Annotated in this window: 19 protein-coding genes and 2 pseudogenes; 12 read left to right on the forward strand and 9 right to left on the reverse strand. The window is 61.7% G+C overall.

Annotation, left to right across the window (positions count from 1 at the left end; translation table 11 throughout):
* Positions 1-41: 41 nt before the first annotated feature.
* Positions 42-2,819, forward strand: a pseudogene (locus C7I56_RS12540) (type ISP restriction/modification enzyme).
* A complete protein-coding gene (locus C7I56_RS02030; RefSeq protein WP_106638871.1) occupies positions 2,803-3,714 on the forward strand; it encodes a restriction endonuclease in 912 nt (303 codons plus the stop codon). Before C7I56_RS12540 ends, C7I56_RS02030 begins: the two are co-directional and overlap by 17 nt.
* Positions 3,715-3,769: 55 nt before the next feature.
* Here C7I56_RS02030 and C7I56_RS12440 read toward each other — a convergent pair whose 3' ends face one another.
* Complete coding sequence (locus C7I56_RS12440) at positions 3,770-3,940, reverse strand: hypothetical protein (RefSeq protein WP_199792307.1); 171 nt, start codon at positions 3,938-3,940, stop codon at positions 3,770-3,772.
* A gap of 153 nt (positions 3,941-4,093) precedes the next feature.
* On the opposite strand from C7I56_RS12440, the gene C7I56_RS02035 reads away from it, so the two are divergent.
* A complete protein-coding gene (locus C7I56_RS02035; protein ID WP_106638872.1) occupies positions 4,094-4,582 on the forward strand; it encodes a hypothetical protein in 489 nt (162 codons plus the stop codon).
* 265 nt (positions 4,583-4,847) lie between these two features.
* Here the strand turns inward: C7I56_RS02035 and C7I56_RS02040 are convergent, their stop codons facing one another.
* A complete protein-coding gene (locus C7I56_RS02040; protein WP_106638873.1) occupies positions 4,848-6,161 on the reverse strand; it encodes a PQQ-dependent sugar dehydrogenase in 1,314 nt (437 codons plus the stop codon).
* Positions 6,158-6,589 (reverse strand): DUF2231 domain-containing protein, encoded by a 432-nt coding sequence (locus C7I56_RS02045; RefSeq protein WP_106638874.1) that lies wholly within the window; start codon positions 6,587-6,589, stop codon positions 6,158-6,160. The genes C7I56_RS02040 and C7I56_RS02045 overlap by 4 nt, the downstream gene beginning before the upstream one ends.
* 150 nt (positions 6,590-6,739) lie before the next feature.
* On the opposite strand from C7I56_RS02045, the pseudogene C7I56_RS02050 reads away from it, so the two are divergent.
* Positions 6,740-6,853 (forward strand): annotated as a pseudogene (locus C7I56_RS02050) (Sir2 family NAD-dependent protein deacetylase); the annotation flags it as partial.
* Between the two features lie 93 nt (positions 6,854-6,946).
* Here the strand turns inward: C7I56_RS02050 and C7I56_RS02055 are convergent.
* Together C7I56_RS02055 and C7I56_RS02060 are read right to left on the reverse strand one after the other, a co-directional pair.
* Positions 6,947-7,135, reverse strand: a complete 189-nt coding sequence (locus C7I56_RS02055; protein WP_106638875.1) for a hypothetical protein — start codon at positions 7,133-7,135, stop codon at positions 6,947-6,949.
* Positions 7,132-7,617, reverse strand: coding sequence for a GNAT family N-acetyltransferase (locus C7I56_RS02060; protein WP_106638876.1), 486 nt, complete (start codon positions 7,615-7,617; stop codon positions 7,132-7,134). The genes C7I56_RS02055 and C7I56_RS02060 overlap by 4 nt, the downstream gene beginning before the upstream one ends.
* Before the next feature lie 41 nt (positions 7,618-7,658).
* Here C7I56_RS02060 and C7I56_RS02065 point away from each other — a divergent pair, with 41 nt between their 5' ends.
* Genes C7I56_RS02065 through C7I56_RS02075 form a run of 3 tightly spaced genes read left to right on the forward strand, consistent with a single transcriptional unit; the run spans position 7,659 to position 8,968 of the window.
* The gene (locus tag C7I56_RS02065; protein WP_199792308.1) at positions 7,659-8,387 is read left to right on the forward strand and encodes an NAD-dependent deacylase; all 729 of its coding nucleotides are present in this window, start codon (positions 7,659-7,661) and stop codon (positions 8,385-8,387) included.
* Between the two features lie 52 nt (positions 8,388-8,439).
* Positions 8,440-8,682 carry a type II toxin-antitoxin system ParD family antitoxin gene (locus C7I56_RS02070; RefSeq protein ID WP_106638877.1) on the forward strand — a complete coding sequence of 81 codons (243 nt, stop codon included), beginning with the start codon at positions 8,440-8,442 and terminating at the stop codon, positions 8,680-8,682.
* Positions 8,675-8,968: a type II toxin-antitoxin system RelE/ParE family toxin gene (locus tag C7I56_RS02075; protein WP_106638878.1), complete on the forward strand. Its 294-nt coding sequence runs from the start codon at positions 8,675-8,677 to the stop codon at positions 8,966-8,968. The genes C7I56_RS02070 and C7I56_RS02075 overlap by 8 nt, the downstream gene beginning before the upstream one ends.
* Here C7I56_RS02075 and era read toward each other — a convergent pair whose 3' ends face one another.
* From era to lepB, 4 genes are all read right to left on the reverse strand, one after another.
* Positions 8,969-9,862 carry a GTPase Era gene (gene era / locus C7I56_RS02080; protein ID WP_106638879.1) on the reverse strand — a complete coding sequence of 298 codons (894 nt, stop codon included), beginning with the start codon at positions 9,860-9,862 and terminating at the stop codon, positions 8,969-8,971.
* Complete coding sequence (locus tag C7I56_RS02085) at positions 9,859-10,164, reverse strand: GIY-YIG nuclease family protein (protein ID WP_245409596.1); 306 nt, start codon at positions 10,162-10,164, stop codon at positions 9,859-9,861. The genes era and C7I56_RS02085 overlap by 4 nt, the downstream gene beginning before the upstream one ends.
* A gap of 103 nt (positions 10,165-10,267) precedes the next feature.
* Entirely contained in the window at positions 10,268-10,930 is a 663-nt protein-coding gene (gene rnc, locus C7I56_RS02090) for a ribonuclease III (protein WP_106638881.1), read from the reverse strand.
* Positions 10,930-11,775 (reverse strand): signal peptidase I, encoded by an 846-nt coding sequence (lepB, locus tag C7I56_RS02095; protein WP_106638882.1) that lies wholly within the window; start codon positions 11,773-11,775, stop codon positions 10,930-10,932. Before lepB ends, rnc begins: the two co-directional genes overlap by 1 nt.
* A gap of 106 nt (positions 11,776-11,881) precedes the next feature.
* On the opposite strand from lepB, the gene C7I56_RS02100 reads away from it, so the two are divergent.
* The 5 genes from C7I56_RS02100 to C7I56_RS12225 all read left to right on the forward strand — a co-directional run bounded on the left by C7I56_RS02100 (position 11,882) and on the right by C7I56_RS12225 (position 15,787).
* Positions 11,882-12,724, forward strand: a complete 843-nt coding sequence (locus C7I56_RS02100; protein WP_106638883.1) for an N-acyl homoserine lactonase family protein — start codon at positions 11,882-11,884, stop codon at positions 12,722-12,724.
* A 51-nt stretch (positions 12,725-12,775) separates the two neighbouring features.
* Entirely contained in the window at positions 12,776-13,648 is an 873-nt protein-coding gene (locus C7I56_RS02105) for a hypothetical protein (protein WP_106638884.1), read from the forward strand.
* Between the two features lie 78 nt (positions 13,649-13,726).
* Positions 13,727-14,611 carry a hypothetical protein gene (locus tag C7I56_RS02110; RefSeq protein ID WP_106638885.1) on the forward strand — a complete coding sequence of 295 codons (885 nt, stop codon included), beginning with the start codon at positions 13,727-13,729 and terminating at the stop codon, positions 14,609-14,611.
* Positions 14,612-14,621: 10 nt separating this feature from the next.
* Complete coding sequence (locus C7I56_RS02115; protein ID WP_106638886.1) at positions 14,622-15,629, forward strand: NADPH:quinone oxidoreductase family protein; 1,008 nt, start codon at positions 14,622-14,624, stop codon at positions 15,627-15,629.
* Positions 15,626-15,787, forward strand: coding sequence for a hypothetical protein (locus tag C7I56_RS12225; RefSeq protein WP_158702957.1), 162 nt, complete (start codon positions 15,626-15,628; stop codon positions 15,785-15,787). The genes C7I56_RS02115 and C7I56_RS12225 overlap by 4 nt, the downstream gene beginning before the upstream one ends.
* Positions 15,788-15,909: the final 122 nt, after the last annotated feature.

The following is a 15,909-nucleotide window of genomic DNA, read 5'->3' on the forward strand; positions in this document are numbered from 1 at the left end:
CCGTACTGTGGCAGGACGGCCGTGAAGTGATGCGCGTGCCGATGGACGAAGCCGAACCGTTGGAACGGCTGCTCATCCTATTCTTCGGCCACGAGCGGCAGGAGATTGCCGACTTCAAACGAGCCGTGAAACGGTTCGCAGCGGACCTGCCCGCGATCCTTGAGGCATTGCGCGACAGGATAGCCGAGAAGCACGCGGCCTCCAGCCGCTTCGCCGCCGCGATCGCCGATTTCCACGCTCATGCGAAGGATGCGATCAATCCGTCGGTCAGCGAAGACGATGTGCGCGAGATGCTGATCCAGCACATCCTGACCGAGGACATTTTCGCCAAGGTGTTCGACAACCCCGAATTCCACGAACACAACAATGTCGCCAAGGAATTGAAGAAGGTCGAAGACGCCTTGTTCGACCGCGGGGAGAAGGCGCAATTGCTCCGCGCCCTCGCCCCTTATTATGCGGGTATCGCCTCAACGGCGGCACTGATCCAGAGCCATTCGGAAAAGCAGGGCTTCCTGAAAGGCCTCTACGAGAATTTCTACAAGGTCTATAATCCCGCCGCCGCGGACCGGCTGGGCGTCGTCTATACGCCCGGTGAGATCGTCCGCTTCATGATCCGATCGGCCGACTGGCTGTGCGAACAGCATTTCGGCAAGAATCTGATCGATCCCGGCGTGGAAATTCTCGATCCCGCCACGGGCACCGGCACTTTCATCGTCGAACTGCTCGAATATTTTCGGGGCTATCCCGACAAGCTCCGCCACAAATATAAGGAGGAGCTCCACGCCAACGAAGTGGCGATCCTGCCTTATTACGTCGCCAACCTGAATATTGAGGCGACCTATCAGGCGATCAGCGGGCAGTTCGCGGAGTTCGAAAATCTGTGCTTCGTCGACACCCTCGATAATGTCGACGCCCTAGGCATTCACTCAGGGCATCAGTTCGATTTGTTAGGCGCACTGAGCGATGAAAATATCGAGCGGATCAAGCGCCAGAACCGGCGCAAGATCAGCGTAATCATCGGCAATCCGCCCTATAATGCCAACCAGCAAAACGAGAACGATAATAATAAAAACCGCGCCTATGCCCACATCGATCGGAGAATCAAGAATACGTATATCAGGGCATCCACGGCACAGAAAACGAAGCTCTATGACATGTATGCGCGCTTCTTCCGCTGGGCGAGCGATCGTGTTGGCGATGAAGGTATTATCGCGTTCGTCACAAATCGCAGCTTCGTAGATGCACGCACCTTCGACGGGTTTCGCGAAATTGCCGGCAGCGAGTTTAGCAGGGCTTATGTCATCGACCTTGGCGGGGATTATCGTAGGCGTGGGGGCCCGGGTGGTGGGGGCAATGTCTTCGGCATAGGCACAGGGGTCGCCATTAGCTTTTGGATTAAGCAGAGAGCGAAGTCGGTCGAGCCCATGCTACTCGACTATCATCACACTGAAGCGGCAGCCCAAGAAGACAAGCTATCTTGGTTAGCGCGTACCGATATCCAGAGCATTCCGTTTCGGACAGCGCGCAGTACGCGGGAGCCTTGGATTGGCGAGCCCGAAATCGACTTTGATGACACCATGTTGCCGCTCGCCGATCCTAAAATGAAAACCAGCGATGCACGAGGCGGCGACCGAGCGATCTTCCGCCTTTATTCATTGGGCGTCGTGAGTGCACGAGATGAATGGGTATGGGATCGGGAGCGAGCCAGTCTAGAAGCGAAGGTCGAACACCATATTGCGGTGTACGGCACGTGGCTTAGGGCATTGAACTCTGGGACCAAAATCGATCTAGAGAAGGACGTTTATGGCCGGGGTGAAATCAAGTGGAGCCGGTTGCAGCGCACAGCCCTGGAGCGGCATGAAGAAATTACTTTTGACGCCGTTGCGATTAGGCGCGGATTCTATCGGCCATTCAACCGGCAATGGTTCTACTAGAGCAACCGGCTGAACGAAGTCACTTACCAGAACGACCGCATGTTCAAATCTGGCGAGGTCAACCCAGCGATAACTATCATGGGGGACTCGACCGGGAAGCCGTATTTCACGCTCGCGATCAATGCTGTTCCAGACTATAATTTCGTCAGCCCTGGCTCCGGCGGCACGCAGACATTTTCCCGTTACCGCTATACCAAGTCCGGCGATCGGATTGGCAACATTACCGATTGGGCGCTGAATAAATTCATCGCCCATTATGGGAAGAAGGCGTTGAAGGCTGCGGTTGGCTCCTCGCCTAATGAAAGCGAAACGGACGGGGTGAAGGACGCAATCTTCCATTACGTCTACGCCGTTCTCCACGATCCGATTTACCGGGAAATCTACGCGCTCAATCTGAAGCGCGAGTTTCCACGCATCCCCTTGTACGCCGATTTCGCGCGCTGGGCAGCGTGGGGCGAGACATTGATGCAGATTCACATCGGTTATGAGGAGGTGGAGCCTTGGGCGGTGGAGCGGATCGACATGCCCGCCAAGCGGGCCGAGGGTACGCACCCCAAGCCGGTATTGAAGTCGCATCCGGACAAGGGGCTGGTCGTCGTCGATGCGGATACGCAAATTAGCGACATCCCGCCCGAGGCGTGGACCTATCGGCTCGGCAATCGTAGCGCGATCGACTGGGTACTCGATCAGCATAAGGAAAAGCGCCCGCGCGATCCGACCATCGCGGCCAAGTTCAACACCTATCGCTTCGCAGATTACAAGGAGAGCATGATCGCTCTCCTCGCCAAGGTGGTGCGGGTGAGCGTGGAGACGGTGGCGATTACCGAGGCGATGAAGGCGCTGCCGGAAAGCGCGCGCGGCGTCGAGGATGCCGAGGCGCCTTAAGGTTTTGAATTGGGGGAATGACGTGACGGTTGCCAATATCCGCAAGGACGATTTCTATATCCCCACATTGCAGGTGATCCGCGATTTGGGTGGATCGGCTTCGATCGAGGAAATTGAGGACAAGCTTGTCGAGCGGTTCGGCTTTTCGCAGGCGGAACTGGACCGGACTTACGAGGTAAGCGGCGACAATATCATCACCGATAAGATGTCTTGGGCGCGGAGTTATTTGAAGTTTCCCAAATACCTCAGCAACGACAGCAAGGGCGTGTGGGTGCTGACCGAAGCGGGGCGGGAGGCGGCGGATCAGCCCGTCGAAGTCGTCCGCGCCGCGATCCGGGCCGCGAAGAAGGAGAGGCGCGCGCAGCAGCTTGCCGCGCGATCGCTGGCTGCGGCGGCCAGCGAAAGTGAGGATGAAGACGCGCAGGAGGCCGAAGCGATCGATTGGTCCGATGTGCTGCTGGCCAAGATGCAGGCAATGGACCCCTACGCCTTTGAGCGTCTGTGCCAGCGCCTGCTCCGGGAAAGCGGGTTCGTTCGGGTGGAAGTGACCGGGCGATCGGGCGATGGCGGAATCGACGGGCAGGGCGTGTTGCGCGTCAAGCTCGTGTCGTTCCAGGTTCTCTTTCAGTGCAAACGCTACAAGGGATCGGTGGGATCAAGTGTCGTGCGCGACTTCCGCGGCGCCATGCAGGGGCGGGCTGACAAGGGCCTGATCATTACGACGGGCACGTTCACGGTAGAGGCGCGCAAGGAAGCTACGCGTGACGGCGCGCCGGCCATCGACCTGATCGATGGCGAGGCGCTGTGCCAGCTTCTGAAGGAGCAGGGGCTTGGGGTGAGCGTGCGGCTCGTCGAAGAAGTGACGGTCGACGAGGCTTTCTTCGACGAAATTTAGGGAAGTCGCCCTCACCCAACCCTCTCCCGGGAGGAGAGGGCTTTATGAGTGGGGATCAATCCCCCTTGTCGCCCTCATTCTTCGGCTTCTTTGTCGCGGCGTGTTGGCGGACGTCGCGGCTTAGGGATTTGGAGACGTCGTCCGCTTCGCTGAAGGTGCCGTCTTCATTGCGGCGCTGGTAGCGTTTGTCGCCTTTATGGGGTTCGTTGAGTTCGCGCTCTGCCATTGTGGATCCTTTCGCGTGTTCGCATTCAACTCACAAGGTTCACTTTTTGTTCCGGTTCGGGGCGTTCCGGTTGTCCCGAATTGGCAAGGCGGGACGCTGCTGATGTTGCGAGGCGGGCGGACTTTTCGGTGATCTTTCTATATGTTGGCGGGGATGAATGCCGCGACTCAGATCTGCTTCAGGGCGGTGGAGCCATTGCCGCTGCACCATAGCTGGCCGCTGTTCGAGCGGGAGCGGCGGTTTGACCTTGGGCGGCTGCTCGATTGGCCAGGGGCGGCCTTTCCCGCCACCGCTTCGCCGCTCGCCAATGAAGAGGAGCTGGCGCGGCTCGGCATCGGGCGGTGGGAGTGCGACCTTGATGGCGATCGCCTGACCTGGAGCGCGGGGGTTTACGATCTTTTCGGATTGCCGCGCGGGGCGCCTGTGCGGCGGGACGAAACGGTGGCGCTTTATATCGAGGAATCGCGGTCCGGGATGGAGCGGCTGCGCGCTTATGCGATCCGGCACCAGCGCGGCTTCACCTTCGATGCGCAGATCAGGCCCGCGAGCGGCGGGGACGCGCGCTGGATGCGGCTGATCGCTGCGCCGGTGTGCGAGGGTGGACGGGTGACGCGGCTGCATGGATTGAAGCAGCGGCTTTGAGGCTGGGTGCTTGGGGGTGTTGGTGGCGCGGTTTCGGGGGCTGTGCTGGCTGGAACGTCCTTCGATAGGCTCAGGACTAGCGGGGTTGGTGGGGCCTTGGGCCTCGGTCTTGTAATGCGGTGCCCTTCCTGCCGCTAGGGCTGAGCTTGTCGAAGCCCGTGTGCATCGTTCGGGCGTGGGATTGCGAGCCGTGCTGGCTGGAACGTCCTTCGACAGGCTCAGGACTAGCGGGTTGGGGACAAGATCCTGTGGAGGAGGGGGCGTTCTATTGCGGAGCGGACTGTGGCGGCGTGGTGGGGGTGACGCGCCAGATCGTGTTTGAGAGGTCGTCCGCGACGATGAGGGCGCCGCGGGGATCGAGGGTTACGCCGACGGGGCGGCCGCGGGTTTTGCCGTCCTCTCCGAAGAAACCGGTGACGAAATCGATCGGCTGGCCGGCGGGGCGGCCATTGCGGAAAGGGACGAAGACGACCTTATAGCCGACGGGGGGCGAGCGGTTCCAGCTGCCATGTTCTCCGACGAACACGCCGTCCGCGAAGGGTGCGCCCATGACGGGGGTGGAGAAAGCAAGGCCGAGGGCCGCGACGTGGGAGCCGAGCGCATAATCGGGACGAATGGTGGCGGCGACCTTGTCCGGCCTTTGCGGGCGGACGCGGTTGTCGGCATTCCGGCCCCAATAGGCATAGGGCCAGCCGTAGAAGCCGCCTTCGCGCACCGATGTGAGATAATCGGGGACGAGATTGGGGCCGATCTCATCGCGTTCGTTGACCACCGCCCAGAGCGCGCCGGTGCCGGGTTGGAAGGTGAGCGCGGTGGGGTTGCGGATGCCGGATGCGAAGGTCTTGTGGGCGCCGGTCTGCGCGTCGATCTGCCAGATGACGGCGCGGTCCTGCTCCGCCATCATGCCGCGTTCGCCGACATTGCTGTTCGATCCGATGCCGACATAGAGGAAGCGGCCGTCGGGGCTGGCGGTGAGGGCCTTTGTCCAGTGGTGATTGATTTGGCTCGGCAGGTCGGTGACCTTGACGGGCGGGGCGGCCGCCCTGGTCTGGCCGGGTCGATAGTCGAAGCGGACGACGGCGTCCTGATTGGCGACGTAGATGGCGCCGTTGGCGAAAGCGAGGCCGTAGGGGGCGTTCAGATTTTCGGCGAAGATCGTGCGGCCTTCGTACGTGCCGTCGCCGTCCGCGTCGCGGAGCAGGGTGAGGCGGTTGCCGCCTTTTACCGCGCTTGTCCCCTGCGCCTTGATGATGCCGGCGAGCACGTCCTTTGGTGTCAGCTTGGGCGCGTTGCCGCCTTTCCCTTCCGCGACCAGGATGTCGCCATTGGGGAGGGCCAGGGTCTGGCGCGGGATTTTGAGATCGGTCGCGATGGCGCGGATCGTGTAGCCTTCCGGCACGGAGGGCATCGCGCCGTCCCAATTTGCAGGGTCGGCGATCTTCATCGAGGGGAGGAGGCCGCGCTGGGGATCGGGAAGGGCGGGGTTGGCGCCATAGGTTTGCTGGGCGGGCTCCTTCCCGCAAGCGGCGAGCAGCAAGGCGGGGAGGGCGGCGGCGAGGATCAGGCGGGCGCGGGTCATTTCACGGCTCCCGCGCGGAGGGTGGAGAAGCCGATGACGACCGCCACGAGGATGAGGAGGAAGGCGATGGCCGACAGGATCGTCGCGTCCGGCATGCGGGCCCAGGCGTCCTTGGCGTGGACGAGGGCGTTGATAAAACCCGCGATCCACGCGGCGGCGAGGAGCAGGATATAGATCGTGCGGCGGCGGTCGCGGCGGACGTCGGCGCGGAACAGACCGATAAGCGCGGCGGCAAGCGCGAGGCCCGCGAAGACGAGGCCCGCGAGAATCAGCCAGGCGGAGAAGTTCGCCCACTGGATTTCGTAACTCGCGCCATATGCGAGGTCACTAAGCAAGGCGCCGAGGAAGCAGGGCAGGGCGGCGGCGAGGAAGACGGCGTGGACGGGATGGATGGCCCGTCGATAGATTGGGGTGACGGTCGTGGCCACGGCCTTCCTCCTTGCTGGTCGGAGCCCCGAACGGGCCTATGGCGAGGAAATGCGGGCGCAAGGAAGATGTTCCGTCCGTAACAATCGGGGCGGCAAGTGGGGTCGCGTCGGCCCTTGGCTGCGGCGGGCGGGCGCCCTATCCTCCTTTCCATGCAGGACATTCAGAACATCGTCATTCTGACCGGCGCGGGAATTTCGGCGGAGAGCGGGGTTGCGACGTTTCGGGGGCCGGACGGGCTGTGGGAAGGGCACCGGGTTGAGGATCGAGAGAGTTCCCGATGCACCTCCCACCGAACGTCTGCTTTCGACCTATTGCGGACATTCGGCACGTCGCTGGCTAACCGGCTGATGTGAGCCTCAACGCCAGTCTGGCAACCACGTCAGCTTGAACTTCATCGCATCGGCCTTCGCTTCGAAGCGTGCGTAGTGCCCGTTCTCGACGCTGTAGGCGTTAAGCTCATAATGTCCCTTGATATGGTCGCGACACCAAGACTCAATCTCGGGCGGTGCGTTCGACATCGGCCACGGCTTCCGGAAGACGATCACGCCGCTTCGATCTTCCGCATATATTGAAGTGCCGCTTCGCCTGAGTGCTCGTCTGCGACTTCTTTCGTGGGACCACCGATCACCTGTTCCGCGACCTTCTGGGAGGCGATGTTTCGAATACCAACGATGGCTTCTATGTAGAACGACTTCATCCCGTTACGGGCCATTCCCGCTGTGAACTCGGCTATCGCGGCTTGAGCGATCTCTTTGCCAAGCCCGCGCTTCCGAAGGTGCTGCGGCACCGCGTAGCCGATTTGGAAGACCGGCTTCCCTTCGAACGGCTCCGCGTTGATGATCATTGCTATCGCGCCAACCGACTCACCGCGCATTTTGGCATAGGTGATTCTCATCTCGCCCATTGGGTGGTCGAGATGAACCAAGAGGTTCGGGTCGGTGTCACCTTGCTGCACCTTCAACTCGCCTCGCTTCAACGCGGGTTCGAAGGTCTTGAAGGCATCCATCGGGTTGACGAGACTTGGCATATCCTCTCCTTGATTGTGTTTGCATCGGAGATAAGCGGGGCGTGAACACGATCAAGATCAACAACATCGTCGTGCTAACAGGCGCGGGAATCTCAGCCGAAAGCGGGCTTGAGACATTCCGAAAGCGCAATGGCGAGACGTTTTGGCCGGTAGGTGACGACGTTTTTCCACTTGAGGATGTCGCGACGGCGGAGGCTTTCGCGCGCGATCCGGAGCTTGTGCAGACTTTTTACGATCAGCGGCGGGCGAAGCTCGGCACGGTCGCGCCCAATGCGACGCACCGGGCGCTGGCGCGGCTGGACGCGGAATGGCCGGGCGACTTGCTGATCGTGACGCAGAATGTCGATGATCTTCACGAACGTGCCGGGGCGAAGCGGCTGCTTCATATGCATGGCGAGCTCAAGTCCGCCTGGTGCCTTGGCTGCGATGCGCGGTCGCGGTGGGAAGGCAATTTGATCGACGGCCCGGCTTGCCCGGCCTGTGGCGCGGAGGGGCAGTTGCGGCCGGACATCGTCTGGTTTGGCGAGATGCCTTATGAGATGGAGCGGATCGAGGAGGCGCTTCGCAAGGCCGATTTGTTCGTCAGCATCGGCACGTCGGGCGCGGTCTATCCGGCTGCGGGGTTCGTGCAGACCGCCCGCTACATGGGCGCGCGGACGCTGGAGATGAATTTGGAGCCCAGCCAGGGGAGCGTGTTCTTTCACGAAAGCCGGATCGGGCGGGCCGGGGATTTGGTGCCGGTGTGGGTGGATGAGATGCTGAAGCCATAAAGCTTGGCATCAAAAACTCAGTGTACTATATTTTAGCACAAGGAGCGTATCCATGTCGCGAACTACATCTTTCGTCCTCGGAGATCATTTTGAAAGTTTTATCGGCGAGCAGTTGATGCAAGGCCGCTATGGCAATGCGAGCGAGGTCGTGCGGGCAGGGCTCCGCCTCTTGGAGGAAAAGGAGGCCGAGTTTGCCCGCCTTCGCGCAGCCCTGATCGCAGGTGAGGAAAGTGGCGCAGCAAAGCCGCTGTCGATCGACGCGATGAAGCGGAAAGGCCGCATGGCGAGTGCGTAATCTGTTGATCCGGCCGCTGGCAGAAGCCGATTTGATCGGCATCTGGCGGTATACGGCCGGGCAATGGGGCGAGGCGCAGGCCGACACCTATCTCGACGAGATTGATGCTATCCTTCAACACATCAAGAGCAACCCGCTCATCGGCAGCGATTGTGGCGATGTGCGCCCTGGATACAGGAAGGCGGCAGCGGGCAGCCATCGGATCTTTTATCGATGTGACGCGGAGACTGTCGAGGTTGTCCGCATCCTACATGCGCGGATGGACGTCGACGGGCAAATACCCTGATCACTCCACCCAGTCGAGGCCGATTTCGCGGTAGAGGCCGCGGTCTTCTTCCCATTTGGGATTTACCTTGACGTGCAGGAAAAGGTGGACCTTGCGGCCGAGAAGCTCGGAGAGCTCCTTGCGGGCCGCTTCGCCGATCTCCTTGATGCGTGCGCCGCGTTTGCCGAGGACAATGGCCTTCTGACTGTCGCGGCCGACGAGGATTTGCTGGTGGATGGCGACCGAGCCGTCCTTGCGCTCTTCATATTTCTCCGTCTCGATCGCGCTTTCATAGGGCAGTTCGGCGTGGAGCTGGTGGTAGAGCTGTTCGCGGGTGACTTCGGCGGCGAGCATGCGGTCGGTGGCGTCGGAAACCTGGTCTTCCGGAAAGTGCCAGGGGCCTTCGGGGACGCGGGCGGCGAGCGCGGCCTTCAAATCCGCGACGCCATCGCCGGTGGTGGCGGACACCATGAAGATTTCCTCGAAATCAAGGCGTTCGGAAAATTGGGTGACGAGGGTGAGGAGGTTTTCCTTTGCCGTCACGTCCACCTTGTTGAGGATCAGGATCTTGGGCTCGCGACGGGCCTTCAAAGTGTCGAGCATTTCTTCGATCCGGCGCGAGAAGCCGGTCTTGGCATCGACGACGAGCGCGATGAGGTCCGCATCCTGCGCGCCGCCCCAGGCGGCGGCGACCATGGCGCGATCGAGGCGGCGCTTGGGTTCGAAGATGCCGGGCGTGTCCATGAGGAGGATTTGCGCGCGCTCATGGATCGCGATGCCCATCAGGCTGACCCGCGTCGTTTGCGCCTTTGGGCTGACGATCGCGACCTTCTGGCCGACCAGGGCGTTTACGAGGGTGGATTTGCCCGCATTCGGGGCGCCCACGACGGCGACGAGGCCGCAATGTTCAGTCATTTTACGTAAAACTCCGTTCGGCCTGAGCTTGTCGAAGGCCTGTCCTTACTTTTTGCGAGCCGGCTGATTTCTTCGAAATCGCCCCGAATTAACGCGAGCTTCTTGGCTCTGCTCCCGCCTTTAATTTTGCGTTCTGCGGCCAAGGCCTCTTCGCGCGAAGGTAAGGTTTCCGACCAGACTAACGTTACTGGAAGGTGGTTTCGCGTGAAGCCGGGGATTTGGCCTTGTTCGTGTTGTGCTATGCGTCTTTCGAGATTGTCTGTGTGGCCGATATAGAGTCGGCCTGCGTTGCAGTGGAGCATGTAGGTCCAGAACGTCACGCTGGATGATGCGAAGAGGAAGGGCAGGCCTTCGACAGGCTCAGGCCGAACGGTGCCGGTGAAGCCGAGGTGGGCTTTTTAGGCGTCACGAGACCTTCTCCAATAATGCCTTCGCCGCGGCGGTTTCGGCTTCTTGTTTGCTGGTGCCTTCGGCCTGGGCTTCGCCGACGCCTTGAATCGCGACTTCGACGATGAATTTGGGGGCGTGGTGGGCGCCGGTGCGGCCTTTGAGTTCGTAGGCGGGCGGGCGTTTGTTGTTGGCGGCGGCCCATTCCTGAAGGGCGGATTTGGGGTGCCTTGGCGCCTTGCTATGCTTTTCGGCGCGGTTGCCCCAGGACTTGCGGACGAAGGCGGTGGCGGCTTCGAGGCCGCCTTCCAGATAAAGGGCACCGATCAGGGCTTCGACAATATCGCCAAGGACGTTGTCGCTTTCGGTCGCGCCGTCTTCGCGGGCCTGTTTGCCCAGAATCGCCTGCGCGCCGACGCCGAGGTCGCGGGCAACGTCGGCGCAGGTTTCGCGGGAGACGAGCACGTTGAAACGGCGGGAGAGCACGCCTTCGGGTTCGTTCGGGAAGAGGTCGAATATCCAGCTGGCGACGATCAGGCCGAGAACGCGATCGCCGAGGAATTCGAGGCGTTCATAATGATCGCCGCCCCGGCTGGCGTGGGTGAGGGCGCGGATGAAGAGAGCGGGGTCTTTCGGCTTGTGGCCGGTGACCTTTTCGACCCAGGCGGGAACGGGGCTCATCAATAGGTCTCGCCGATCCGGTCCCAACGCGTAGCGGAGACCCAAGTCCAGGGCTTCAACCATTCCGCCGAGCCGTCGGTCGAGAAGAAGGTGATGAGACCGCGCCCGATGAGGTTTTCGGCGGGCAGCATGCCGACGCCGCCAGACGAAACGGGAAAGCGGCTGTCGAGGCTGTCGTCGCGATTGTCGCCCATCACGAAATAATGATCTTCGGGCACCATGAAGATTTCGGTGTCGTCGGCGCGGGTGATATCGGCCTGATCGATCACGTCATAGCTTTTGCCGCCGGGCAGGGTTTCGCGATAGCGGGGATAAGCGCACAGCCTTTCGCCATTCGCGCCCGCCAGCTCGCGCTTGTTCGCGGGATTGACGAAGCGGCAAGGACTGTTGGGCGAAACCGGCATGGGAAAATCCGCGATGCGCGTGCGCTGTACGGCTTCGCCATTCAGATAAAGGGTGCCGCCGCGCACCTGCACCATATCGCCGGGAAGGCCGATCAGCCGTTTCACATAATCCTGATCGCTGCCCGGATAACGGAAGACAACGACATCGCCGCGCTCCGCCGCGTCCGCGATTATCCGGCCGTCGAAGGAGGCGAGGCCGAAGGGAAAGGAGTAACGCGAATAGCCATAGGGCCATTTGGCGACGAACAGATAATCGCCGATCATCATGCGCGGCAGCATCGAACCCGACGGGATGCTGAACGCGGCGATGAACAGGCTGCGCAACAGCACGGCGGCAAGGAATAGGACGAGCAGGAAACGCGTGGTTTCCGCAAGGCCATCCTTTTTCCTGATCGCCGGGGGCCTGGCCGCCCCGGTGCCCGCAATGTCGCCGCTGTCCATGACAAAGCGCTTTCGCGTGGGGGAGGGACTTGGTCAAGCGCCGCGACCGGCTTGCCGATATTTGCGGCGGCCCCTAATCTTCGCGGCGATTAAAAGGGGAGGATTTATGAAGACGTTGTTTCTGGCCGCCACGGCCTTCCTGAGCCTGACCGCGATGCAGGCGCCGCAGCCCGCAAAAGCCGATTCGAAGGTGTCGCTGTGGCGGCTCGATTGCGGCACGTTCACGATCAAGGATTACAACGCCTTCTTTTCCGACACGCTGGCTTATAAGCCGGGGCCCAAGGAAATTACCGACAGCTGCTATCTGATCCGCAATGGCGGCCGCTATCTGCTGTGGGATACCGGCATCGGCGCGGAGATGCAGGGCAAGACGACGGATGCGGGCTTCGCGATTATGAAGCTCAACAAGACGATCGTGCAGCAGCTGGGCGAGATCGGCGTGAAGCCTGAACAAGTGGAGATAGTCGGCATCAGCCATTTCCATAGCGACCATATCGGCCAGGCGGCGGCCTTCCCCAAGGCGACGTTGCTGATCGGCGCGGATGATTATGCCGCCTTGTCGGCCAAGCCCGCCAATCCCCAGCTCGAGCCCGCGCGGCTGAAGCCGTGGATCGAGGATGGCGGCAAGGCCCGGTCGGTGAGCGGCGATCACGATGTATTCGGCGACGGCAAGGTCGTCATGCTGAACCTGCCCGGCCATACGCCGGGGCATCACGCCCTGCTCGTCCGCCTGGCATCGGGCCCGGTGTTGCTGACCGGCGACCTTTATCACTTCACCGAGCAGGTGGCGCATAAGGGCGTGCCGCCGTTCAACACCAACCGCGCCGACACGCTGGCGTCGATGGACCGGTTCGACAAGATGGCGAAGAATATCGGCGCCAAGGTGGTGATCCAGCACGAGCCCGCCGACATCGCCAAGCTGCCCGCCTTTCCCGCGACCGCCGAATAATTTCGATAATTTGACCAAGCCGCGGGACGCTCGCGGAACAGGAACGATGATATGAAAAAGATTTTTGCCGCGACCCTTATTCTCGCGCTCGCGTCGAGTGCCGTTTACGCTCAGAAGCTCTCGACGGGCTTCACGTCGGCCGACGCCGTCACGTTAAGCGGTGGAACGCCGCAGGAAAATACTGCCTTTCAGTCGAAGATGCGGGCGGCGATGCGGCATATTCTGTCCGTCCCCGCCATTGCCGAGATGACGGGCTATAAGTTCAAGCTCTACGCCAGATATTTTAGCTCTTGGGGTGGACCCAATAGCCTCACCAAAGGACTGCGTGAGGTTGAAGGCATGGTTGGCGTGACTCGGATTGGCGGTGCAGGCGACCTTCCAAACATCAAGCTCTATTTCAACAGCCCGATCCTGCTTCCCTCGGCGGAATGGGCGGGCGAGCCGAACGTCTTCGTCGTGCGTCCGGAAGTTCTGGATCGGGATGGAATCGGTCACGTTACCGAGGGCAAGCGGCTGCGAGTTCTGATTACCAAGCCCGGCCGGCCTGCCGTTCTGCCTCTCACCAAGGCGGAGGCCGGGGCAATGGAACTGGCCGGTTTGCGCCGTGAATTGGCGGCAAAGCCGGGCAATAGTTACATTTCGGAAAAGATCGCGGCAGTGGAGATGTTTTTGGCGGGCCTGTCGGCGGCGCAGAAGACGCAGCGAGCATGCAGGACAAGTAGCAGTAACCCGCTTAAGCGCTACGAATGTTCGAGCGAGCCGCCCATAGTCCTGGCCCGGCTCAACCCCGCTTATCTCGCAGGCGCGTCGAAAACGTCGGTTCGCAGCATCACGGTATCGCTCGACCATACATCGCGAACGGACATCCTTTCGGCGGCGATGGAGGAGGTCGATATGGAGGCCCTTCAGACCTTGATCGACTGAGCGGGCCGTTCGTCGCAAAATTGTCGAGCGTGAAGCCTTTGGCCAGCACAAAAGCCGCAGCAATTACAGGATGATGAGATGAAGAAGATTTTAGCTGCGGCCGTGATCGTTGCCCTTTCGACGAGCGTTGCGCAGGCGCAGCGTGGGCGGGGCAGCGGGGGCCCGAGCGCAGCTTCGGTGGACGGCGTGACGCTGGGCGGCGGCGCGCCCCAGGACAATGCGGCGCTGCAATCGAAAATGCGCGCGGCGATGCGGCATGTTCTGGCGACGCCGGCCATTACCAATATGACGGGTTATCAGCTCAAGCTCATGGCTGGCTATGGCGGCAAGAGGGGCGACCAGAGCAGTTTCTCCAAGGGGCCGCGCCAAGTCGAGGGCGTCGTCGGCATCGCCCGGATCGGGGGCGCGGGCGATCTTCCCAACATCAAGATATTCTTCAACAGCCCGCACCTGCTGTCGTCCGCGAATTGGGCGGGGGAGCCGGACGTTTATCAGGTTCGGCCGGAGCTTTTCAGCGCCAACGGCATCGCCCGCGTTCCCGATGGCGACAGCCTGAAGATTTTGATCACGAAGCCGGACCGGCCCGTTATCCTGCCGCTGACCAAAGCCGAAGCGGCGACGATGGAGCTTGCCGGTTTGCGCCGCACATTGGCGGCGAAGCCGGGCGATGCCTATACGCAATCGAAGGTCGAAGCGGTCGAGGCGGCATTGGCCAGCCTTTCGCCTGCGCAGAAAACGCAACGAGCCTGCTTCGGGGATTTGCGGAATCCGGCGAAGCGCTATGACTGCCCGGCTAAACCCACGAGGGTTTTCGCCAAGCTCAATCCTGCTTACCTTGCCGGCGCGCCGAAAAATGCCGTGCGCAGCATGACCGTTTCGCTGGATTATATGTCCAAGATGGATGTGCTGTCGGCGGCGATACGGGAAACCGATATGCGGGCTTTGCAGGCCCTGCTGGATTAAGAGGTAAGGCATGAAGGCTCTCTTGTCGAAATCGCCGGGTGGGCCTGAAACGCTGGAGCTTTCCGATCTCCCCGATCCGGTGGCGGGCAAGGGGCAATTGCTGGTGCGGGTGAAGGCCTGCGCGATCAATTATCCCGATGTGCTGATTATCGAGGACAAGTATCAGTTCCGGCCCGAGCGGCCCTTCGCGCCGGGCGGTGAGGTTGCGGGGGTCGTCGAACAGGTGGGTGAGGGCGTTTCCGGCTGGGCGGCGGGCGACAGGGTGATCGCGATGATCGGCCATGGGGGCCTTGCGCAAAAGGTGGTGGTGCCTGCCGCCATGGCCCTGAAGCTGCCGGAGGGGCGGAGTTTCGAGGAGGGTTCGGCGCTGATCCTGACTTACGCGACGTCCATCCATGCGCTGCTCGATCGGGGGCGGCTGGAGGCGGGCCAGACTCTGCTGGTGCTCGGCGCGGCGGGCGGCGTGGGTCTGGCCGCGCTCGAGCTCGGCAAGGCTTTCGGGGCGCGTGTCGTTGCCGCTGTTTCCTCTGAAGAAAAAGCGGAAGTGGCGAAGGCGGCGGGGGCCGACGCGGCGATCGTCTATCCGCGCGGGCCGTTCGACAAGGATCAATCCAAGGCGCTGGCCCAGCAGTTCAAGGACGCGGTGGGGCCGAATGGCGCGGACGTCATCTACGATCCGGTGGGCGGCGATTATACCGAGCCCGCGCTTCGCTCGATCGCGTGGGAAGGGCGCTATCTGGTCGTCGGTTTTCCGGCGGGAATTCCGAAGCTGCCGCTCAATCTCACCTTGCTCAAGAGCTGCGATGTGTGCGGCGTGTTCTGGGGCGCGTTCGCGGCGCGCGATCCGGGGGCCAATGCCGCGCATGTGGAGACTTTGTTCCGGCTGTGGGACCAGGGGAAGATCGCCCCCAAGGTTAGCCGCACCTGGCCGCTGGCGCAGGGCGGTGAGGCTATCGCGCACATGGCTGCGCGCAAGGCGGTGGGCAAGCTGGTGGTGACGATGGAGGATTGCGGATGAGGCGCGGTGCATTGGCCCTACTGTTCCTGACTGCGGCTTGTTCTCCGGACATGCCCGAGCCCGACCGGGCGGAGCGGCTGCAATGGGAGGCCGATCAGGCCAATCGGGCTGCGGAGCAGGACAAGCCGGATGCGGGCGAGGCGCGGCCCGGGGAGTGAGTTTTTAGAGCTGCGTTGTGTTTTGGATGGGGGGCGGGTGGACCGTCCTTCGACAGGCTCAGGACTAACGGGTTGGTGGTGGAATGAGCTTTTGTGGGAATCGTGCCCACCACCACCGATAG

This window comes from Allosphingosinicella vermicomposti, from assembly GCF_003012815.1.
Classification (GTDB): domain Bacteria; phylum Pseudomonadota; class Alphaproteobacteria; order Sphingomonadales; family Sphingomonadaceae; genus Allosphingosinicella; species Allosphingosinicella vermicomposti.